This is a genomic window from Streptomyces pinistramenti (genome assembly GCF_020564935.1).
GTDB classification, from domain to species: domain Bacteria; phylum Actinomycetota; class Actinomycetes; order Streptomycetales; family Streptomycetaceae; genus Streptomyces; species Streptomyces pinistramenti.
Window position 1 is genome coordinate 24549 of the sequence record NZ_JAJCXB010000050.1, and the last position, 20706, is coordinate 45254.

Annotated in this window: 15 protein-coding genes and 5 tRNA genes; 9 read left to right on the plus strand and 11 right to left on the minus strand. The window is 70.9% G+C overall.

What is annotated here, in order from left to right; translation table 11 throughout:
- Both LIU39_RS26960 and LIU39_RS26965 read right to left on the minus strand, forming a co-directional pair.
- On the minus strand, positions 1-1077 hold the full coding sequence (locus LIU39_RS26960) for a PP2C family protein-serine/threonine phosphatase (protein WP_227049510.1): 1077 nt from the start codon (positions 1075-1077) through the stop codon (positions 1-3).
- Positions 1078-1294: 217 nt separating this feature from the next.
- On the minus strand, positions 1295-2848 hold the full coding sequence (locus tag LIU39_RS26965) for an MFS transporter (RefSeq protein WP_227049511.1): 1554 nt from the start codon (positions 2846-2848) through the stop codon (positions 1295-1297).
- Between the two features lie 93 nt (positions 2849-2941).
- Between LIU39_RS26965 and LIU39_RS26970 the strand changes: the two genes are divergently transcribed.
- A complete protein-coding gene (locus LIU39_RS26970) occupies positions 2942-3346 on the plus strand; it encodes a winged helix-turn-helix transcriptional regulator (protein WP_227049512.1) in 405 nt (134 codons plus the stop codon).
- A gap of 28 nt (positions 3347-3374) precedes the next feature.
- Here LIU39_RS26970 and LIU39_RS26975 read toward each other — a convergent pair.
- The 4 genes from LIU39_RS26975 to LIU39_RS26990 all read right to left on the minus strand — a co-directional run bounded on the left by LIU39_RS26975 (position 3375) and on the right by LIU39_RS26990 (position 7328).
- Positions 3375-3447, minus strand: a tRNA-Lys gene (locus LIU39_RS26975).
- A gap of 201 nt (positions 3448-3648) precedes the next feature.
- On the minus strand, positions 3649-5796 hold the full coding sequence (locus LIU39_RS26980; protein ID WP_227049513.1) for a DEAD/DEAH box helicase: 2148 nt from the start codon (positions 5794-5796) through the stop codon (positions 3649-3651).
- A 274-nt stretch (positions 5797-6070) separates the two neighbouring features.
- Positions 6071-6796, minus strand: a complete 726-nt coding sequence (locus LIU39_RS26985; protein WP_227049514.1) for a hypothetical protein — start codon at positions 6794-6796, stop codon at positions 6071-6073.
- A 181-nt stretch (positions 6797-6977) separates the two neighbouring features.
- Positions 6978-7328, minus strand: coding sequence for a metallopeptidase family protein (locus tag LIU39_RS26990; RefSeq protein ID WP_227049515.1), 351 nt, complete (start codon positions 7326-7328; stop codon positions 6978-6980).
- Between the two features lie 233 nt (positions 7329-7561).
- Between LIU39_RS26990 and LIU39_RS26995 the strand changes: the two genes are divergently transcribed.
- The 3 genes from LIU39_RS26995 (at position 7562) to LIU39_RS27005 (ending at position 7834) form a co-directional block, all read left to right on the plus strand.
- Positions 7562-7634 (plus strand) — tRNA-Glu (locus LIU39_RS26995).
- Positions 7635-7681: 47 nt separating this feature from the next.
- Positions 7682-7756: transfer RNA gene (locus tag LIU39_RS27000), tRNA-Asp, on the plus strand.
- 4 nt (positions 7757-7760) lie between these two features.
- Positions 7761-7834, plus strand: a tRNA-Phe gene (locus LIU39_RS27005).
- A gap of 110 nt (positions 7835-7944) precedes the next feature.
- Here the strand turns inward: LIU39_RS27005 and LIU39_RS27010 are convergent.
- On the minus strand, positions 7945-9039 hold the full coding sequence (locus LIU39_RS27010) for an ABC-2 transporter permease (protein ID WP_227049516.1): 1095 nt from the start codon (positions 9037-9039) through the stop codon (positions 7945-7947).
- A gap of 145 nt (positions 9040-9184) precedes the next feature.
- Here LIU39_RS27010 and hrpA point away from each other — a divergent pair, with 145 nt between their 5' ends.
- The 3 genes from hrpA to LIU39_RS27025 all read left to right on the plus strand — a co-directional run bounded on the left by hrpA (position 9185) and on the right by LIU39_RS27025 (position 13830).
- Positions 9185-13222 (plus strand): ATP-dependent RNA helicase HrpA, encoded by a 4038-nt coding sequence (gene hrpA, locus LIU39_RS27015; RefSeq protein WP_227049517.1) that lies wholly within the window; start codon positions 9185-9187, stop codon positions 13220-13222.
- Between the two features lie 138 nt (positions 13223-13360).
- Positions 13361-13435 (plus strand) — tRNA-Asp (locus LIU39_RS27020).
- Positions 13436-13596: 161 nt separating this feature from the next.
- Positions 13597-13830, plus strand: coding sequence for a DUF6274 family protein (locus tag LIU39_RS27025; protein WP_227049518.1), 234 nt, complete (start codon positions 13597-13599; stop codon positions 13828-13830).
- 528 nt (positions 13831-14358) lie between these two features.
- Here the strand turns inward: LIU39_RS27025 and bldC are convergent.
- Both bldC and LIU39_RS27035 read right to left on the minus strand, forming a co-directional pair.
- The gene (gene bldC / locus LIU39_RS27030) at positions 14359-14565 is read right to left on the minus strand and encodes a developmental transcriptional regulator BldC (protein WP_003949541.1); all 207 of its coding nucleotides are present in this window, start codon (positions 14563-14565) and stop codon (positions 14359-14361) included.
- 524 nt (positions 14566-15089) lie between these two features.
- On the minus strand, positions 15090-15929 hold the full coding sequence (locus tag LIU39_RS27035) for a DUF8083 family protein (protein ID WP_227049519.1): 840 nt from the start codon (positions 15927-15929) through the stop codon (positions 15090-15092).
- Between the two features lie 202 nt (positions 15930-16131).
- On the opposite strand from LIU39_RS27035, the gene LIU39_RS27040 reads away from it, so the two are divergent.
- On the plus strand, positions 16132-17250 hold the full coding sequence (locus LIU39_RS27040) for a Leu/Phe/Val dehydrogenase (RefSeq protein ID WP_372464067.1): 1119 nt from the start codon (positions 16132-16134) through the stop codon (positions 17248-17250).
- 324 nt (positions 17251-17574) lie between these two features.
- Complete coding sequence (locus LIU39_RS27045) at positions 17575-17820, plus strand: DUF3073 domain-containing protein (RefSeq protein ID WP_227049520.1); 246 nt, start codon at positions 17575-17577, stop codon at positions 17818-17820.
- Between the two features lie 150 nt (positions 17821-17970).
- Here the strand turns inward: LIU39_RS27045 and purM are convergent, their stop codons facing one another.
- Together purM and purF are read right to left on the minus strand one after the other, a co-directional pair.
- Positions 17971-19065: a phosphoribosylformylglycinamidine cyclo-ligase gene (gene purM / locus LIU39_RS27050; RefSeq protein ID WP_227049521.1), complete on the minus strand. Its 1095-nt coding sequence runs from the start codon at positions 19063-19065 to the stop codon at positions 17971-17973.
- Between the two features lie 32 nt (positions 19066-19097).
- The gene (purF, locus tag LIU39_RS27055; protein ID WP_227049522.1) at positions 19098-20657 is read right to left on the minus strand and encodes an amidophosphoribosyltransferase; all 1560 of its coding nucleotides are present in this window, start codon (positions 20655-20657) and stop codon (positions 19098-19100) included.
- Positions 20658-20706 lie beyond the last annotated feature (49 nt).

Consider the following 20706-nt stretch of genomic DNA (forward strand, 5'->3'; position numbering starts at 1 on the left):
CTACACGGGCAGCGGCCGCTGCACCGCCAGCAGCGCCATGTCGTCCGTCCCCGCCCCGCCGGTGTGGTGGGCGACCTCCGCGACCAGCGTGTCCAGCAGCGCTTCGGGCCCCGCGAAGTGGCGGCCGCGCAGCCGGGCGACCGGGTCGTAGAAGACCCCCGCGCGGTTGCGGGCCTCGGTCAGCCCGTCGGTGAACAGCAGCAGGACCGACCCGGCGGGGAAGAACGATTCGTCCGCCCGGTCGGGCCACACCGCCACCTCGCTCAGCCCCAGCGGCAGCGCCGCCGACGCCGGGGGCAGCGCCCGCAGCCCGCCGTCCGGAGCGAGCAGCAGGGGCGGCGGATGCCCACGGTTGAGGACGCGCAGGACGTGTTCCGTGGGCGGGATCTCCGCGAGGACGGCGGTGGTGAACCCCTCGAACTGGTCGAGCCCCTCGCGCCGCCCGCCCTCCCGCTGCAACGCCCGCTCCAGCCGCCCGGCCACCCCCTCCAGGGTGGCCTCCTGCTCCGCCGCCTCCCGGAACGCCCCGATGACGATCACGGCGGCCTCCACCGCTTCGAGGCCCTTGCCCCGTACGTCGCCGACGATCAGCCGGACGCCGTACGGGGTGTCCTGCACCGCGTAGAGGTCCCCGCCGATCCTGGCGTCGGCCCGCGCCGCGACGTACCGGGCGGCGACCGCGAGACCGCCGACCCGCTCGGGCGGCGTGGGCAGCACGGCCCGCTGCGCGGCCTCCGAGACGTCGCGTACGGACGCCAGCGTGGCATCGGACCGGCGGACGGCCCGGTTGATGCCGAGCGCGAGAACGGCGACGACGAAGACCGTCGAGGCTTCCGTCGCGGACTCGTTGACGTCATGGGCACCGTGATAGATCAGGACCCACAGCTCGCCGGCCACCGCGGTGGCCGCCGTGACGGCCGTGCTGCGCAGGGAGTGCAGGGGCGCGGCGACCAGGGGCGCGGCGGAGAAGAACGGCGATGCGGTGTAGCGGGCCGGGGTGACCGTGTCGAAGACGAGGCCGGCGACGATCAGGATCGCGGGCAGCCAGCGCGCCAGCCTGCGGCCGAAGGGCGACATCCGCGCCCGGCGTGCCCGCCGTTCCCCGTCGCCCGTGCGGGCCCTCCCGCCTCGACGCATCCGCACCGGCCTCTTCCCGCTCCTGGCGCCCGTCGGCCCCTTCGTCCGCCGGGCCCGGCCGGTCCCACCGTCCGTCGGCGCCCGGCACCCGTCCCCCAGGCTTTCGGGTGCCGGGCCGGGCAGCGACTCCTCGTGGGCCGGACGGGTCACGGGGCGGTCAGGGCCCGGCGCGCCGGGTGCGCAGCAGCGTGGCCGCCAGCAGCGCCGTGCCGAGCAGGCCGAAGGACGCGAGGGCGCAGACCGCGGTGAACCCGTGGTCGTAGGCGTGCCGGGCGGCGTTCAGCACCGTGCCGGCGGCGGACCGCCCGAGCCGGCCCGCGGTGTCATCGGCGGCCGCGAACGACCGGCTCGCGGCGGCCCGGTGGCCGGGTGACAGGCCGGGGGTGGCCGGCATCGTCAGGCGGTACGCGGCCGTCAGGACGGTGCCCAGTACGGCGACGCCGAGCCCTGCGCCCAGTTCGAAGGAGGTCTCCTGGATGGCGGCGGCTTCCCCGGAGCGTTCCGGTGCGGCGGCGCCCATGAGGGAGTCGGCCCCCAGCGTCATGACGGTCCCCGCGCCGTAACCGGCCACCAGGAGCAGCGGCACCAGCGCGCCGTAGTTGCCGGTGTCACCGGTCGCGGCCAGCGCCGCCAGCGCCAGCGCGAAGGCCGTCAGGGCCCCGGTCAGCGCCCCTCGGGTGCCCCAACGGCCGGACACCCAGGGGGCGGTGGCCGCTCCGGCGGCGTTGGCGGCCGCCAGCGGCACCAGCGCGAGGCCGGCCCGCAACGGCGCGTACCCGCCCACCTGTTGCAGCCACTGCGTGAGGAAGAACAGCAGGGCGACGTAGCTGCCGAAGCAGACGATGACGCAGAGGGTGGCGGTGGAGAAGCGGCGGTCGGCGAAGAGGGTGACGTCCAGCAGCGGTTCGGCCAGCCGGCGCTGGCGCCGGACGAAGAGGAGGAGCAGCAGCGCACCGCCGAGGGCGGCGGCGACGACGGCCGGGTCCGCCCGGAGGTGTTCGCCGGCCTGCTTGAGCGCGTAGACCACACCGGCGAGACCGGTGATCGACAGCGCCACGCTCGCCACGTCCCACCTGCGAGGAACGGGATTCTTCGACTCGGGGACGACGCGGGAGCCGATCACGAAAATGGCCAGGGCGAGGGGAACGTTGACGAGGAAGACGGCGCCCCACCCCCAGCGCTCCGTCACGAAGCCGCCCACCAGAGGCCCGACGGCCGCCCCCACGCTGTGTGCCGCGGTCCAGATGCCGATCGCGACGGACCGTTCGCGGGCATCGGTGAACACGACGCGGATGAGGGCCACGGTCGACGCCATGATCATCGCGGCGCCGGCTCCGAGGAGGGCGCGCGAGGCGATCAGCTGGGCCGTGGAGGAGGAGAACGCGGCGGCCGCGGAGGCCAGCCCGAACAGCGCGAAGCCGCCGAGCACCATGCGTTTGCGGCCGATGCGGTCGCCCAGCGTGCCGCAGGTCACCAGCAGGGCGGCCAGCGTCAGGGCGTAGACGTCCACGATCCACAGCAGCTGCGCGCCGGTGGGACGCAACTCCCGGCTCATGCGGGGCACCGCGGCGTGCAGGACCGTCAGGTCGATGCCGCACAGCAGCAGGCTGACGCACAGGACGGCGAGCACCGCCCATCGCCGTGCCGAGGGCGCCGCCTCCTTTTCCTCGGTCGGTAATCCGGTACGCGTACCGGCTTCACAGTTCGCCATGGCTGCACTGTCTGCTCTACTGACCAGGAAGAACAAGTACGCACAGGAAAGTGCTGTAGTACCACTTCGTATACCTACGGGAAGGGCGGGACCGTGCGCGGCGACGTACCGAACACCCCCCAGCACTGCGCGATCGAAGTCGCCATGGAAGTACTCGGCGGCCGCTGGAAACTGGCGATCCTCAAGCAGCTTCTCGCCCACGGAACGATGCGCTTCAGCACGCTCAAGCGGGCGCTGCCCCGCGTCACCCAGCGCATGCTCACCCGCCAGCTGCGGGAGCTGGAGGCCGACGGCCTGGTCGTGCGGACGGTCTACCGCGAGGTCCCGCCGAAGGTCGAGTACGCGCTGACCGAGGCCGGACGCAGCCTGGAGGACGTGGCGACGCGGCTCGACAACTGGGGCCAGTGGTACCTGGACACCCTCGGCTCCCCCGACCGCACCCGGTCCGACGACGAAGGGCCGGCCGGAATCTCCCGGCCGGCCCCTGAAGGCGCGTGACGCACGCACCGTCCGACAGTGCGGCAAGTGGGCCATCAGGGGCTCGAACCCTGAACCAATGGATTAAAAGTCCACTGCTCTGCCAATTGAGCTAATGGCCCGCACCGAGCAGCATAGCCCGAGCCCGTCCCGCAGCCCGAAAGCATTAGCCATCGGCGGAATCCCGGACGCTCCGCGGGCCCCTCCCCGTCCCCGGTGCAGCGCCCGTCACCACCGCCAACGCACAGGGCCCGTACGGCACTTGCGTGCGGTACGGGCCCTGTGGCGGATCAGCTCACCGGCGGCGGTGCGCCGGTCGCGGGTCAGCCGTTGCGCTTCCAGCGCGGCTTGTCGTCACGGCGGCCGAAGGAGCCGGTGCCGGCGCCCGAGCCACGGTGGTCGTCACGACGGCCGTAGGGGCGGTCGCTGCTGCCGGAGCGGAAGCCACCGGATGCGGGGCGGCCGCCGGAACGGTCGTCACGGTTGAACGGACGGTCGCCGCCGCCGGAGCGGAAGCCACCGGATGCGGGACGGCCACCGGAACGGTCGTCACGGTTGAACGGACGGCTCGGACGGTCGCCGCGGTCGCGGTTGAAGCCACCGCCGGAACGGTCGTCACGACGGTCGAAGGAACGGCCGCCACCGGAACGGTCATCGCGACGGTCACGGCTGAAACCGCCACCGGAACGGTCGTCCCGACGGTCACGGTTGAAGCCACCGCCCGACCGGTCGTCACGACGGTCGAAAGAACGGCCGCCACCGGAACGGTCATCGCGACGGTCACGGCTGAAACCGCCACCCGAGCGGTCGTCCCGACGGTCGTCACGACGGTCACGGCGCTCGAAGTTGCCCCGCTCGTCGCGGTTGCTGCGCTCGGCCGGACGGCGCTCCTCCGGCGCGGTGGACTGGGCCGGCACGGCGGCGACCTCGGCGGCCGCGGCCTCCACGGTCGCAGCGACGGCGGCGAGCGCCTCGGCCGGGTCCTCGCCACGCTCACGGGCGGCGCGGGCGGTCAGCCGGTCCGCGTCCTCGCGCAGCTCGGTCGCGCGGCGCTGCACCCGCTCCAGCTCGCGGGTCAGCTCCTGCACCTCGCGCTCCGCCTGCTTGGCGGAGTTGGCGGCGGACTCGGCCTGGACCTCGGTGAGCGAGCGCGCACCGGTGATCTGGGCGACGTCGTCGTCGAAGGCACCGGCGCCGCCGACGATGTGCCGAGAGGCGTCCACACCGGCGTCCTCCATCAGGCGGAAGATCTGCCGGCGCTGGTGCGGCAGCGAGAGCGACACGACGGTGCCGGACCGGCCCGCACGGGCCGTACGGCCGGAACGGTGCAGGTAGTCCTTGTGGTCACCGGCCGGGTCGACGTTCAGGACCAGGTCGATGCCGTCGACGTGGATGCCGCGGGCGGCGACGTCGGTGGCGACCAGGCAGTTGACGTAGCCGTCCTTGAAGTCGGCCAGGGTGCGGGTACGCGCGCCCTGCGTCATGCCGCCGTGCAGCGCGTCGGCGAGCACGCCGGCGTCCCGCAGCTGCTCGGCGACGCGGTCGGCGCCGAGCTGGGTGCGGACGAAGATGATGGTGCGGCCCTTGCGGGCGGCGATGGCGGCGGTGACCGGCGCCTTGTCCTTCGGCTTCACGACGAGGACGTGGTGCGTCATGGTCGTGACGTTGCCCTGGGCGCTGTCGACCTCGTGCGTGACCGGGTCGGTCAGGTAGCGCTTGACCAGGGTGCCGATCTCGTTCTCCATCGTGGCGGAGAAGAGCATCCGCTGGCCGCCGGCCGGCACCAGGTCGAGCAGCTCGGTGACCTCGGGCAGGAAGCCCAGGTCGGCCATCTGGTCGGCCTCGTCCAGGACCGCGACCTCGACCTTGTCCAGCGAGCAGGCGCCACGGTTGATGATGTCGCGCAGCCGGCCCGGGGTGGCGACGAGCACGTCGACGCCACGCTCCAGGGCGTAGATCTGGTTGCCCATGGACGTACCGCCGCAGACGACCTTGAACTTCAGGCCGAGGACGTCGCCGTAGGGCTGGAGCGCGTCGCTGACCTGCATGGCCAGCTCACGGGTCGGGGTGAGGATGACGCCGCGGGGGCGCTTCTTCTCGGTCTGGCCGCCGGCCAGCTGGGTCAGCAGCGGCAGGCCGAAGGACAGGGTCTTGCCGGAGCCGGTACGGCCGCGGCCGAGGATGTCGCGGCCGGCGATGGCGTCCGGGATCGTCGCGGCCTGGATCGGGAACGGGGTGGTCACACCGTTCTGCGCCAGCTTGCGGACGATCTTGTCGTCGAGGCCCAGGTCCCCGAAGGTGACCTGCGGCTCCGCGGGCTCCGCCGGGGCGTCGGCGGACTCCGCGGGCTCGGTCACCTGGGCGGCGTCGGTCGTCTCGACCGCTGCGGCCGTCTCGACCGGCTCGCTCACCGCGGCAGCCGCCTGCTCGTCGGATGCGGGCATGACGGACTGTTCAGTGGAAATTGACATGCGAAATGCGAAACCTTCCGGAGTCTCGGCACGCGCCCAAACTCCGTGTGTTTCACAAAGACCGCCTCTATGCGGTCAGCCACGGCAAGGGAGAGAACGCGCCACGCGGCGCGCTTCTTTTCTGGCGCCGGGCAAATGGGATCAAACGATCTACCACCATACGCACTCCGCCCCCGGAAAGGCAAATGACCTTCTCACGCCGACCCCACGGGACACCAGCCCCTCCCCCTCCCCGCGTGTCGGCGACCGGTACGCGCCCCACCGCCCGTCCCGCCTACGCGTCCCACCCCGCCTGCGGATACGGCGATTCCACCGAGGCCACGGGCGAGGGCCCGGACGCCCGGGACGACGGCACGGCGGAGGTGCTCGGCGGCGGGGTCGGCGATCCGGTCGGAGCCGGAGGAGTGGGCGACGCGGGCACCGAGGGGGCACCGCCCGACGGCGAAGGCGCCGGCTCCGCGCCGCCTCCGGAATGCCCGCCCCGACCGGGCGTCTCCCCGCTCCCGCGGCCGGACCCGCCGCCGGGCAACCGCTCCCCGCCGCCCGGCGCCGCGGACCGGCCCGGCGTCCCGCCGTCCGGCACGCCGTCATCCGCCGCCCCGCCCGCCGTGCCGCCCGTACCGCTCAGGCCGCCCGAGGCGCCGGAGCCCGACCCGCCGTGCGGCTCCGTCCGGTGCGGGCCGCCGCCGCTGCCGTCCACCGTCAGACCGCCGGGCTGCCGGAGGCGGCGGCTCTTGCCGTCCGTGTCGCCGTGCGGCGCACTGCTGCCGGAGGATTTCGGTACGGGGTCGCTCACGCTCATACAGCCGGACAGCGCGGCGGCCAGCGACGCGGTGACGGCCACGGACGCGGTGGCACGGGCCAGCGCACGGCGTACGGGGGCCCGGGATGCGGCGGGCGCCCCGGACGGCTGCGCGGGAATCCGCGCCCCACCGGGCGCTTCCCGCGCGGCGCAGGACGGATCGGGGAGCGGATGACGCGGGGCAGGGATCGGTCGCACGGGCGGGACCTCCGGATCCGGAGCGCTGGGCGGCGCCGCGGGGACTGGGACGCCTTGCCCAACTCCCGCCCCCCGCTTGAGGACACGCGCCGCGCGCACCGGATCGCGCCCAGCCGTCCACCCTCGTCACGCGCCCCCCGCCGGCACCCCGGGATCCGGCGCCCCACCGGTCCCGATGGCCTCAGCCGTACCCCAGCGCGTGCAGCCGGTCGTCATCGATCCCGAAGTGGTGCGCGATCTCGTGCACGACCGTCACTTCGGTCTCCGCGACGACGTCTTCGCGGTTCTCGCACATCCGCAGGGTCGGCCCCCGGTAGACCGTGATCCGGTCCGGCAGCACCCCGGCGTACCACTCCCCGCGGTCGGTCAGCGGCGTCCCTTCGTAGAGCCCGAGCAGGCCGGGATCGTCGGACGGCGGCTCGTCCTCGACGAACACCGCCACGTTGTCCATCAGCCGGGTCAGCTCCGGCGGGATCCGGTCCAGCGCCTCGGCGACCAGTTCCTCGAACTCCTCGCGCGTCATTTCCAGCACGCCTCCATTCTCCGCCACCGGCCCCGGATCCGACCGCCCTCGCACGCCCCGGCCACGCCGGAGCGCCACCCGGCCGAAGACGCCGCCCGCCCCGCACCGGACACCCCGTCACCCGCCCCGCTCCGGACCCCCGCGGAGGGCCCCGGGTAAACCGTTTTGGCGAACGGTCCTCCCATCCCATATGCTTCTCACGTCCCCGACGGCGCCGGTAACGACGCCAAGGTGGGCCATCAGCCCTCATCGTCTAGTGGCCCAGGACGCCGCCCTTTCAAGGCGGTAGCACGGGTTCGAATCCCGTTGGGGGCACGCATTACCGTGTGCGAGACTGGTTCAGGCCGTTTCGCACAATGCAAGGTCCTGTGGAGCAGTTTGGAGTGCTCGCCACCCTGTCAAGGTGGAGGCCGCGGGTTCAAATCCCGTCAGGACCGCTGCGGCTGGGTAGCTCAGTTGGTACGAGCGATCGCCTGAAAAGCGATAGGTCGCCGGTTCGACCCCGGCCCCAGCCACACCCTTTGGAAGAAGGCCCCCGATCCGATGGATCGGGGGCCTTCTTCGTGTGCGCCGGCCTTCGTGGGTATCGGACAGGGCGCCGGCCGCTCGCCGGCCCCCGTCCGGCTCACTCCTGCGCCGCGTGCGCGGGAGCCGCGTGCGTCTCGCGGCCCCCCGGATGGCGGTGCCGCCAGAACCAGAAGACCGCGCAGGACAGCACCGCCCAGCCGGCCAGCACCAGGAACGGGAAGAGGTGCTGGGAGCCACCGAAGTAGACCGCGGTGTGCTGGGCGTTGACCGAGGCGCCCGGGGGCAGCCACTGACCGATGTGTCCCAGGAGCGAGGGCAGCAGCGGCCAGGAGACCGCGCCGCCCGACGACGGGTTGCCCAGCAGCACCATCAGGCCCCAGGTGGGGATCATTGCCCAGCGGCCCATCAGGGTGTTGAACATCGAGAAGACCATCCCGGACGTGAACATCGTCAGCGCCAGGATCAGCCAGGACTCCATGAACGGCAGGTCCAGCGCGCCCAGCCACCAGTCCACCACCGCGGCGATGGCGAAGCCGCCGAGCAGGGCGTAGACGACGGTGAACGCGATCCGCTCGGCCGGGTTGAGCGCGCGGGCGTGCACGCTGAGCTGGATCGCGCCCACGAAGCCGATGATCACCGCGGCGAGGGAGATGTAGAACAGCGCCAGGCCGCGCGGGTCGCCCTGCTGCAACGGCCGGATGTCCTTGACCCGGACCGGCACCCCGACCGCCTCGCCGACCTGCGGAGCCGCCGTGGTCAGCAGCTGCGCCACCGACGCGCCCGATGCGCCCGCCACATCCAGCTCCACGCCCTTGCCGTGCGGCCGCAGGATCGCGAACATCTCCTGCTCCTCGACGGCCTTGCGGGCCTGCGCGTAGGTGTCGTAGCCGGTCAGCCGCAGCGAGGCGTTGAGCGCCTTCTCCATCCCGTCCGCGAACACCTTCTCGCGGGTCGGGACACCGTCCGGCGCGGTCTTCGCGCCGACCACGGCCGTCGGCACGTGCCGCGGGGTCGGGTTGGCCATGGTGTACGTGTACGAACCGGCGAACAGTCCGGCCGCCGCCGCGAGGATGAAGACCAGCACACAGGCGGGAAAGAACGGTGACTTCTTGAAGGCCGCCCATTTCTCCGCACCGGTCAGGGCCCGCCCGTGGGCGCCGTGCGAGCCGGACGCACCGTGCTGATCAACCATACGAACACGCTAAAGCACCCATCACAGACATACCCGTGCAGGTCCTCGCAGTGCGGTGCCGAACGGGCCGCCCGGCCCCTCTTCCGTCCCCGTACCGGCAAATCGTTCGCCAGCCGAATCGCCGAGGTGAGATCCTGGGGGTCGTATGTCCAGTCAGCCTGCCTCCGCCCCGCCCGCCGGCGCATCGCCGGCCCTTCCCGCCCTGCTGGAGCGACTGCCCGAGCTGATGCTGCGCGACCAGCAGCGGCTGGGGCGCCGGCTCGACGGCGCGCGCCGGATCCACAAGCCCGAAGCCCGCGCGGCCGTACTCGCCGAGATCGCCGACGGCATGGCGGAGGCGGAGCTGCGGGTCGCCCAGCGGCGCGCCGCCGTGCCCGCGATCAGCTATCCCGAACAGCTGCCGGTCAGCCAGAAGAAGGACGAGATCCTGGAGGCGATCAGGGACCACCAGGTCGTGATCGTCGCCGGTGAGACCGGCTCGGGCAAGACCACCCAGATCCCCAAGATCTGCCTGGAGCTGGGCCGCGGCATCCGCGGCCTGATCGGGCACACCCAGCCGCGCCGGATCGCGGCCCGTACGGTCGCCGAGCGGGTCGCCGAAGAGCTGCAGACCCCGCTCGGCGAAGCGGTCGGCTGGAAGGTCCGCTTCACCGACCAGGTCGGTGCCGACACCCTCGTCAAGCTGATGACGGACGGCATCCTGCTCGCCGAGATCCAGACCGACCGCGAGCTGCGCCAGTACGACACGATCATCATCGACGAGGCGCACGAGCGCAGCCTCAACATCGACTTCATCCTCGGCTACCTGGCGCAGCTGCTGCCCAGGCGGCCCGACCTGAAGGTCGTCATCACCTCGGCGACGATCGACCCGGAGCGCTTCGCACGGCACTTCGGCGCGTTCGCGACGGTGGACGCCGCCGAGGAGCAGCCCGCGCCGATCGTCGCGGTCTCCGGGCGTACGTCTCCCGTCGAGGTCCGCTACCGCCCGCTGCTGGAGGAGGGCGGCCAGGAGGGGGACCGCGACCAGATCACCGCGATCTGTGACGCGGTGGACGAACTTCAGGCCGAGGGGCCGGGCGACATCCTGGTCTTCCTCTCCGGCGAGCGCGAGATCCGGGACACCGCGGACGCGCTGATCAAGAAGAACCTCCGGTCCACCGAGGTCCTGCCGCTGTACGCACGCCTGTCGCACGCCGAGCAGCACCGCGTCTTCCAGCGCCACACCGGACGCCGCATCGTGCTGGCCACGAACGTCGCCGAGACCTCGCTGACCGTCCCCGGCATCCGGTACGTCATCGACCCCGGCATGGCCCGGATCTCCCGCTACAGCTTCCGCACCAAGGTGCAGCGGCTGCCGATCGAGCCGGTGTCGCAGGCCAGCGCCAACCAGCGCAAGGGCCGCTGCGGCCGTACCAGCGACGGCATCTGCATCCGGCTGTACTCCGAGGACGACTTCCTCAGCCGCCCGGAGTTCACCGACGCCGAGATCCTGCGGACGAACCTGGCATCCGTCATCCTCCAGATGACCGCGGCCGGCCTCGGCGACATCGAGAAGTTCCCGTTCATCGACCCGCCGGACCGCCGCAACATCAAGGACGGCATCGATCTGCTGCACGAGCTGGGCGCGCTGGACGGCAGGCCGAAGGGCGGCAAGAGCCAGAAGGCGGGCCAGCAGCTGACCCCGCTGGGCCGCAAGCTCTCCCAGCTGCCGGTCGACCCCCGCCTGGCCCGCATGGTGCTGGAGGCGGACCGCAACAACTGCGTCCGCGAGGTCATGGTGATCGCCGCCGCCCTGTCCATCCAGGACCCGCGCGAGCGCCCTTCGGACAAGCAGCAGCAGGCCGACCAGCAGCACGCCCGTTTCAAGGACGAGACCAGCGACTTCCTGGCGTTCCTGAATATGTGGCGCTATGTGCGGGAGCAGCAGAAGGCGCTGTCGTCGTCCGCGTTCCGCCGCATGTGCCGCAACGAGTTCCTGAATTATCTGCGGATACGCGAATGGCAGGACATCTACTCGCAGCTGCGCTCGGTCGCCAAGACCATGGGCGTTCATCTGAGTGAGCAGGACGCGGCGCCGGACCATATCCACACCTCACTGCTCTCCGGTTTGCTTTCGCATATCGGGCTGAAGGACACCGAGGCGAAGAACGAATATCTGGGCGCCCGCAACGCCAAGTTCGCGGTCTTCCCCGGCTCGGCGCTGTTCAAGAAGACGCCGCGCTGGATCATGTCGGCCGAGCTGGTCGAGACGTCCCGGCTGTGGGCGCGGGTGAACGCCAAGATCGAGCCGGAGTGGGTCGAGCCCCTGGCCCAGCACCTGGTGAAGCGGACGTACAGCGAGCCGCACTGGGAACAGAAGATGGCCGCGGTGATGGCGTACGAGCGGGTGACGCTCTACGGCGTCCCGGTCGTCGCGCAACGCAAGATCACCTACGGGCGCATCGATCCCGAGGTCTCCCGCGACCTGTTCATCCGCAATGCCCTGGTCGAGGGCGACTGGCGTACGCATCACCAGTTCTTCCACGACAACCGCAAACTCCTCGGCGAGGTCGAGGAGTTGGAGCACCGCGCCAGGCGCCGCGACATTCTCGTCGACGACGAGACCCTCTTCGACTTCTACGACCAGCGCATTCCGGCGGACATCGTGTCCGGCGCGCATTTCGACGCCTGGTGGAAGAAGAAGCGGCAGGAGGAGCCGGATCTCCTCAACTTCGAGCATTCGATGCTCATCAATGAATCCGCGGAGAGCGTCACCAAGGACGACTACCCGGATTCCTGGCGGCAGGGAAAGCTGAAGTTCAAGGTCACCTACCAGTTCGAGCCGGGCGCGGACGCCGACGGTGTGACCGTCCACGTCCCGCTCCAGGTGCTCAACCAGGTGGCGTCCGAGGGCTTCGACTGGCAGATCCCCGGCCTGCGCGAGCAGTTGGTGACCGAGCTGATCCGCTCGCTGCCCAAGCCGATCCGCCGTAACTACGTCCCCGCGCCGAACTTCGCCGCCCGTTTCCTGGACACCACGGTGCCGCTCCAGGGCGCGCTGACCACCTCGCTGGCCGCGGGCCTCCAGCGGATGGTGGGCGTACCGGTGACGGCCGCGGACTTCGACACCGCCAAGGTGCCCGACCACCTCAAGGTCACCTTCCGGGTGGTCGACGAGCGGCGTCGCAAGCTCGCCGAGGCCAAGGACCTCGAAGCGCTGCGTCTCCAGCTCAAGCCGAAGACCAGGGCGGCCATCTCCAAGGCGTTCGAGCAGGCCGCCGAGCGCCCCGCCAAGGGCGGCAAGGGCGAAGGCCAGGCGCCGGCCGGTCCTGAGCAGCGCACCGGCCTGACCTCCTGGACGATCGGCGCGCTGCCGCGCACCTTCGAGACCCGGCGGTCCGGTCAGCCGCTGAAGGCATACCCGGCGCTCGTCGACGAGGGCAGCAGCGTCGCCGTACGGCTCTTCGACACGGAGGCCGAGCAGCGGACGGCGATGTGGGCCGGCACCCGCCGCCTCATCCTGCTCAACATCCCCTCCAACCCCGCCAAGTTCGCCCAGAGCAAGCTCAGCAACCAGCAGAAGCTCGCGCTGTCCCGCAATCCGCACGGCTCGATCCCGGCGCTCTTCGACGACTGCGTGACCGCGGCCACCGACCGGCTGATGGCGGCCCGCGGCGGCCTGGCATGGGACGAGGAGGCGTTCCGGAAGCTGTTCGACGGCGTCAGGGCCGATCTGGTGGACGCCACGATGCAGACCATCGGGCAGGTCCAGGAGGTTCTCGCGGCCTGGCAGGCGTGCGAGCGCCGGCTGAAGGCCACCGCCTTCCCGTCGCTGCTGCCGTCACTCGCGGACGTCAAGGAGCAGTTGGCCGCGCTGATCCGGCCGGGCTTCGTGACCGCGCACGGCGCCAAGCGGCTGCCGGACCTGATGCGCTATCTGGTGGCCGCCGACCGCCGCCTCCAGCAACTGCCCACCAACGCCGAGCGGGACCGCGCGCGGATGGCGAAGGTGAAGGAGATGCAGGACGAATACGCCTGGCTGCTGGAGCAGTTCCCCCAGGGACGGCCGGTACCGTCCGCCGCCCTGGAGATCCGCTGGATGATCGAGGAGCTGCGGGTGAGCTACTTCGCGCATGCGCTGGGGACCGCGTACCCGGTGTCCGACAAACGCATCGTGAAGGCCGTGGACGCGGCAGCGCCGTAGCCGCGCGGGGGCGCGAAGGGGCGCGGAAGGCGGGGGTACGGCCCGGGAGATGCGCCCGCCGGGAGCGGGTTCGACCGCACCCCCTGACCTGCTGTAGAGTCTTGTTTCGCAGCACCGCGCAAGCGGAAGCCGCACCAAGGTCCTGTGGAGCAGTTTGGAGTGCTCGCCACCCTGTCAAGGTGGAGGCCGCGGGTTCAAATCCCGTCAGGACCGCAGTTGAACGGCCCGCATCCGATGAGGATGCGGGCCGTTCTGCGTGTGCGGCGCCGCCGCTCCCCTCCCCCGGTGCCACCGTCCTTCCCTGACAGGCGTCTTGACGGCGACCGGCGCCGCCGGTACTCACAGAGGAAACGTGGGGCCGGGAGGTACGTGCAATGAGGGCAACGCAGAGGCACGAGACCAGGGCGCTGCTGCGCGCCCATCTGTCGGCCGCGACGGGCTTTCGGCATCTGACCCGGCACTGCCCCGTCTGCCACCGACTGTTACGGCTCGCCCAGGAGCCGTATACGGCCCGTTCGGATGCCGCCACAGCTGCGGCCGCCCCGGACGCACCCGTGGCCCTCTGTGGGCCGCAGGCGACGAAGGGCGAAAGTCCCGCGACGCGGTGACCAACGGAGCCTTGCCCATCAGCCGTGCGGTGGCAGGCTGGTGACGGGGCATCGGCGAACGGCCTTTACCTCGGCGGCAAGGGCACCTTCAAGCGCTGCGACGTGTGACGGGTGTCACCGAACAAGTTTCACGGAGTGGGGAACTTACCCTCGCCCTACAACAGGTCAATTTAATATGTGCAATTGCACCCCTCTCCAGGACACCCAAACGAGACCGCCAGGTCTGTGACGGAGACCCTCTGGAGGGCGCGCAGAAGCATCGTGTGGACGCCGCCGCGACGGTGGCGTGACGGGCGACCTCCGGGCCTCCCGGAGGCCGCGCAGCGCGCGCACAAAAAAGATCGCGCTGGACCCGGCGGAGTCCAGCGCGATCGATGACGTACCCAGATGCTGCGGGTGTGGGCCCGTTGGGGCGGGCGCCGCGTCGTATGGAGCTGTGTGGAGCGTGGTGAAGCGGGTGGAGCCAGTGGTGCTGCACGGGCGTTCTGCGGGTTGGGGGCCCCGAAAACAGCCCGGTTATGCGGTTATTCAGGCCTCGCTGCGCTGCTGCGGGATACCCGCGAGCAGTGCGCGGACCTCAGCCTCGCGGTAACGCCGATGCCCTCCGAGCGTACGGATGGACGTGAGCTTGCCTGCCTTGGCCCAGCGGGTCACCGTCTTCGGGTCCACGCGGAACATCGTGGCAACCTCAGCGGGGGTAAGCAGCGGCTCGGCGTCAGGGGTGCGAGCGGTCATGAGCGGCCTCCTCGGGAGAACCGAACCATCACGGTTCTTTCCTCTAAATTCTGCACCTTGACCCGCGTTGCCCGAAATGGCGGACGCGGGCCGAGTCGGTTATAGGACGAACGGCTTGTCCTCGGCACTACAACTACACCATCTGTCCAGCCACGTCGGCCAAACCGATGGAATTGCCCTCTCAGGTGTTCAACCTCGGCGGAAGCCGATGGACCATGCCATAGCGGACAGTCACGCCACCGTGACGATCAGTCACAAGGTGATCAGGCGTCACTAGACCCCTCAAGGAGCGCAATACCGATCTGTCCGCCCATAGTTAGACGGAAGGAGCCCATCCCAGGCTCCTTGTCCTATTTTGGCACGAGGACCTAGCTTGCGCGCAAGGCCCGAAGTCAGTGCTTTAGGTCACTGTTGGGGGAATAGCCCGGATCAGGACCTACGTCCTGAGAGGGAAAGCTTACGGGACGAGCGCGCTCCAAGATCATCTCGCAGCCCGGAAGCGCCGCCGACCCAACGGCGGCCGCTCAGCTGGAGAACTGGCGCTCGCGCACCGCCCGCCACCGGTCCGACAGCTTCTCGTACGCGGCGCCGGCCCGCTCACCGTCGCCGTCACGCAACGCCGCGAGCCCCTCCGCCACTTCCGCCGCCGAACGGTCACCGGCGAGCTGCTTCTCGGGCACCGCGTGCACCAGGCCGCCGTAGTCCAGCTCCACCAGTGAGCGCGGGTGGAATTCCTCCAGCCAGCGCCCCACGTCCACCAGGCCGTCGATCAGCGGCCCCTCCTCCATGGTGTCCCGCAGCGTCCGCAGCCCGCGCGCGACCCGGCGCCGCGCCTGCGCCATCGGCGTCCGGTAGCGCAGCAGCGGCCCGTCCTTCGCCTCCTTCTCGTACTCCCGCTCCGAGTCGTCGAAGAGGACGAACCAGCGGACCGGGACATGCCAGGTCGCCCCGCGGATCCAGGGCCTGGCGTCCGGGTTGCGCTCCTGCCACTCCTCGTAGTCGGTGGCCGCCTGCCGTCGCACCACCGGGGGCAGCGCGGCGTCCAGCACCGGCGCCGGCAGCAGCTCGGGCAGCTCCTCCAGCGCCTGCCAGCCGCGCAGCCGGGTGCGCCACGGGCAGATGCAGGGCACCTCGTCGACGAGCGCGACGAACGCGTCCGCGCTCTCGTGCACCGGTACCGGCACCGGCGGCGTGGGCAGCAGGTCGGCGAGCGCTCTGCGCTGCTCGTCCTGTGCCGTCGGGGTGTCGTCGCGCTTCGCGTACCGCGCCCAGTGGGAGCGCTCGGGCTCCGGGAATGCTGCCAGCGGCTCGTAGACCCGTAGGTATGCCGCATACGGGACCGTCACCGACGACGCCAAGGCCACGCACGCTCCTTCAAAGGGAAGTCCACCACCGGGAGTTGACGGGGACGTGTGCTCCCCCGCCGGGCCCCGGATACGGCAAATCGTCGCACGCCCGTCCCCCGCGAGTGGGTGATCCCCCGTACCGGGCCGATCATCGGGCCCCGGAGGTCTTACGCTCTTCCCGACCGGCCCTCCCCCACCCGTAGGAGGGCGTCCTCCGTGACTGGGAGTCACCACCGTGCCCGACGTACGTCCTTCTGCCGTCAGCGTCGACGGCAGCGTGCTGCACACCCTGTTCCGATCGGAGCAGGGCGGCCATGAACAGGTCGTTCTCTGCCAGGACCGCGCCAGCGGCCTCAAGGCCGTGATCGCCGTCCACAACACCGCCCTGGGCCCGGCCCTCGGCGGCACCCGCTTCCACGCGTACGCCTCCGAGGAGGAGGCCGTGCTGGATGCCCTCAATCTCTCGCGCGGCATGTCCTACAAGAACGCTCTCGCCGGTCTCGACCACGGCGGCGGCAAGGCCGTGATCATCGGTGACCCCGACGTGATCAAGACCGAGGAGCTGCTGCTCGCCTACGGGCGCGCGGTGGCCTCGATCGGCGGCCGGTACGTCACCGCGTGCGACGTCGGCACGTACGTCGCGGACATGGACGTCGTCGCCAGGACCAACAAGTGGACCACCGGCCGCTCGCCGGAGAACGGCGGCGCGGGCGACTCCTCGGTGCTGACCGCGTTCGGCGTCTTCCAGGGCATGCGGGCCTCGGCCCAGCACCTGTGGGGCGACCCGACGCTGCGCGGCCGCAAGGTCGGCGTGGCCGGCGTCGGCAAGGTGGGCCACCATCTCGTCGGACACCTGCTCCAGGACGGCGCCGAGGTGGTCGTGACGGACGTCCGCGCCGATTCGGTCGACCGCGTCCGCAGCGCGCACCCCCAGGTCACGGCCGTCGCCGACACCGACGCCCTGATCCGCACGGAGGGTCTGGAGATCTACGCGCCGTGCGCCCTGGGCGGCGCACTGAACGACGTGTCGGTGCCGGCGCTGACCGCGAAGGTGGTGTGCGGCGCGGCCAACAACCAGCTCGCGCACCCCGGCGTCGAGAAAGATCTCGCCGACCGCGGCATCCTCTACGCCCCGGACTATGTCGTGAACGCGGGCGGCGTCATCCAGGTGGCCGACGAGCTGCACGGATTCGACTTCGACCGCTGCCGGGACAAGGCCGCGAAGATCTTCGACACCACACTGGCGATATTCGCGCGTGCGAAGTCGGACGGGATCCCGCCGGCCGCGGCCGCCGACCGGCTGGCCGAACAGCGCATGGCGGAGGCACGGCGCGCCTGACGGCATCCAGGGCGCTCCCGGGCGCTCGGATGGCCGGAAACCCGGCCTTGCGCGGCCCGCCACGGGCGGTCGGGGAGACATCCCTCACCACCCGTCGGCGGGTCGCCGTACAGGACAGGTTAAAATCGCAGTTGACCAGCGGGAAAAGGGCGCCTCGCAGGTCATGCCGAGCGGCCGGTGATGCGGGCGACGTACCGTATGGCCGCGGAAGCAGGTACCGTTGAAGCCCTACGGGCCGGTCTCTCCGTCGAGAGTCCGCTCTGAATCATGAACGCGTGTCAAGACTCTGGGGCCATAGAGCCCCGTCATTGAGGGGGTCGACCCATGGGGCGCGGCCGGGCCAAGGCCAAGCAGACAAAGGTCGCCCGCCAGCTGAAGTACAGCAGCGGTGGGACGGATCTCTCACGACTGGCCGACGAGCTGGGTGCATCGCCGTCGAGCCAGCAGCCGCCGAACGGGGAACCGTTCGAGGATGACGAGGACGACGACCCGTACGCACAATACGCGGATCGATACAACGACGACGATGAGGACGAGGGCGACTCGTCCAGCCAACGTCGCCGCGCCTGACGACGCACCGCTACCACTTCCGCGGGAAGCCACCCGCGGTCGTCTTGCGGTTCGTTCACCGCTTCATCAGGGCGCGCAGAGCATGTCCACACACCCGGTCCGGGGTTCTCACCTCGGACCGGGTTTTGTGCTGCCCCGGCAGCAGGCGCCTCAGCCGGCGTAGTCACCGGTCAGGGTCACCGCTTCGGTCAGGTCGCCGCGCTCGATGATCTCGCCGCCGATCCAGGCGTCCACGCCGCGGTCGGCCAGGGTGGCCAGCGCGACGTCCACGGACTCCTGGGGGACGACGGCGATCATGCCGACACCCATGTTCAGGGTCTTCTCCAGTTCCAGGCGCTCGACCGATCCGGCCGAGCCGACCAGGTCGAAGACCGCGCCCGGTGTCCAGGTGGCACGGTCGACCGTGGCGTGCAGCCCCTCCGGGATCACCCGGGCGAGATTGTTGGCCAGGCCGCCGCCGGTGATGTGCGAGAAGGCGTGCACCTCGGTCGTGCGGGCGAGCGCCAGGCAGTCCAGCGAGTAGATCTTGGTGGGCTCCAGCAGCTCCTCGCCGAGGGTCCTGCCGAACTCGGGGATCTCCCGGTCCAGGGCCAGGCCCGCGCGGTCGAAGAGGACGTGGCGGACCAGCGAGTACCCGTTGGAGTGAAGTCCGGAGGATGCCATCGCGATCACCGCGTCGCCCGGACGGATACGGTCCGCGCCGAGTACCCGGTCGGCCTCGACGACGCCGGTGCCGGCACCCGCGACGTCGAACTCGTCCGCGCCCAGCAGCCCGGGGTGCTCCGCGGTCTCGCCTCCGACCAGCGCACAGCCGGCCAGGACGCAGCCCTCGGCGATGCCCTTGACGATCGCGGCGACCCGCTCCGGGTAGACCTTGCCGACGCAGATGTAGTCGGTCATGAACAGCGGTTCGGCACCGCAGACGACCAGGTCGTCGACGACCATGCCGACGAGGTCGTGGCCGATGCTGTCGTAGACGCCCATCTTGCGGGCGATGTCGACCTTGGTGCCGACTCCGTCGGTGGCCGAGGCCAGCAGCGGGCGCTCGTACCGCTTGAGGGCGGAGGCGTCGAAGAGGCCGGCGAAGCCGCCGAGCCCGCCGACGACCTCGGGGCGGGTGGCCTTCTTCACCCACTCCTTCATGAGATCGACGGCGCGGTCGCCCGCTTCGATGTCGACACCCGCTGCCGCGTAGCTGGCGCCGGCGCCCACGGATCGCGCAGGCTCGGATGACTCAGGAGGCATGGCCCAGAACTTTCGTGTCGTGTGTGTGCGAGCTACGGGCGGCGCAGCGCATCGGCGCCACCGACACCGGCCGTCAGCGTCTCGACCCCGTCGAGGTCCGGCTTGGCCTGGCCTGCGGTTTCCGACTCCAGGAGGTGCTTGCCCAGCAGCTCCGGGTCCGGCAGCTCCATCGGGTAGACGCCGTCGAAGCAGGCGCGGCAGAGCTTCGGCTTGTCGATGGTGGTGGCTTCGATCATGCCGTCAATGGAGATGTAGGCAAGGGAGTCGGCGCCCAGGGACTTGCCGATCTCGTCCACGCTCAGACCGTTGGCGATCAGCTCCGCGCGGGTGGCGAAGTCGATGCCGAAGAAGCACGGCCACTTGATCGGCGGGGAGGAGATCCGGATGTGGATCTCCAGGGCGCCGGCCTCGCGCAGCATCCGCACCAGGGCGCGCTGGGTGTTGCCGCGGACGATCGAGTCGTCGACGACCACCAGGCGCTTACCGCGGATGACTTCCTTGAGCGGGTTGAGCTTGAGGCGGATACCGAGCTGGCGGATGGTCTGCGAGGGCTGGATGAAGGTCCGGCCGACGTAGGAGTTCTTGACCAGGCCGGAGCCGTACGGGATGCCGCTGGCTTCGGCGTATCCGACGGCGGCCGGGGTGCCGGACTCCGGTGTCGCTATCACCAGGTCGGCATCGGCCGGTGCCTCGGCGGCCAGCTTGCGGCCCATCTCCACCCGGGAGAGGTAGACGTTGCGGCCGGCGATGTCCGTGTCGGGGCGGGCGAGGTAGACGTACTCGAAGACGCAGCCCTTGGGGCGGGCCTCGGCGAAGCGCGTGGAGCGCAGGCCGTTCTCGTCGATCGCGACCATCTCGCCGGGCTCGATCTCCCGGATGAAGCTGGCGCCGCAGATGTCCAGGGCGGCGGTCTCGGATGCGACGACCCAGCCGCGCTCCAGGCGGCCCAGGACCAGCGGGCGGATGCCCTGCGGGTCGCGGGCGGCGTAGAGCGTGTGCTCGTCCATGAAGCAGAGCGAGAAGGCGCCCATGACCTTCGGGAGGACGCGGGGTGCGGCGTCTTCCACGGTCAGCGGCTTGCCGTCGTCGTCCACCTGGCCGGCCAGCAGGGCGGTGACCAGGTCGGTGTCGTTGGTGGCCGCGACCTGGGTCGCGCGGCCGCCCTCACGGGGCAGCGCCGCGACCAGATCCGCCAGCTCGGCGGTGTTCACCAGGTTGCCGTTGTGGCCGAGCGCGATCGAGCCGTGCGCGGTGGCACGGAACGTCGGCTGGGCGTTCTCCCACACCGAGGCACCGGTGGTGGAGTAACGGGCATGGCCCACGGCGATGTGGCCCTGGAGGGAACCGAGCGAAGTCTCGTCGAAGACCTGGGAAACCAGGCCCATGTCCTTGAAGACGAGGATCTGCGAGCCGTTGCTCACTGCGATGCCCGCGGACTCCTGTCCACGGTGCTGCAGCGCGTACAGCCCGAAATAGGTGAGTTTGGCGACCTCTTCACCCGGAGCCCAGACACCGAAGACGCCGCAAGCGTCCTGGGGGCCCTTCTCACCGGGGAGCAGGTCGTGGCTGAGTCGTCCGTCACCACGTGGCACGTCATTGAGTCTAGGGCAGGACACGGATTCATCCGAACCGGGGATGGGC

Excerpts from the sequence above, each read along its gene's own strand:
- LIU39_RS26960 (WP_227049510.1), bottom strand. The coding sequence starts at position 1,077 with ATGTCGCCCTTCGGCCGCAGGCTGGCGCGCTGGCTGCCCGCGATCCTG.
- LIU39_RS26965 (WP_227049511.1), bottom strand. The coding sequence starts at position 2,848 with ATGGCGAACTGTGAAGCCGGTACGCGTACCGGATTACCGACCGAGGAA.
- LIU39_RS26980 (WP_227049513.1), bottom strand. The coding sequence starts at position 5,796 with ATGTCAATTTCCACTGAACAGTCCGTCATGCCCGCATCCGACGAGCAG.
- LIU39_RS27010 (WP_227049516.1), bottom strand. The coding sequence starts at position 9,039 with ATGGTTGATCAGCACGGTGCGTCCGGCTCGCACGGCGCCCACGGGCGG.
- hrpA (WP_227049517.1), top strand. The coding sequence starts at position 9,185 with ATGTCCAGTCAGCCTGCCTCCGCCCCGCCCGCCGGCGCATCGCCGGCC.
- LIU39_RS27025 (WP_227049518.1), top strand. The coding sequence starts at position 13,597 with ATGAGGGCAACGCAGAGGCACGAGACCAGGGCGCTGCTGCGCGCCCAT.
- bldC (WP_003949541.1), bottom strand. The coding sequence starts at position 14,565 with ATGACCGCTCGCACCCCTGACGCCGAGCCGCTGCTTACCCCCGCTGAG.
- LIU39_RS27045 (WP_227049520.1), top strand. The coding sequence starts at position 17,575 with ATGGGGCGCGGCCGGGCCAAGGCCAAGCAGACAAAGGTCGCCCGCCAG.
- purM (WP_227049521.1), bottom strand. The coding sequence starts at position 19,065 with ATGCCTCCTGAGTCATCCGAGCCTGCGCGATCCGTGGGCGCCGGCGCC.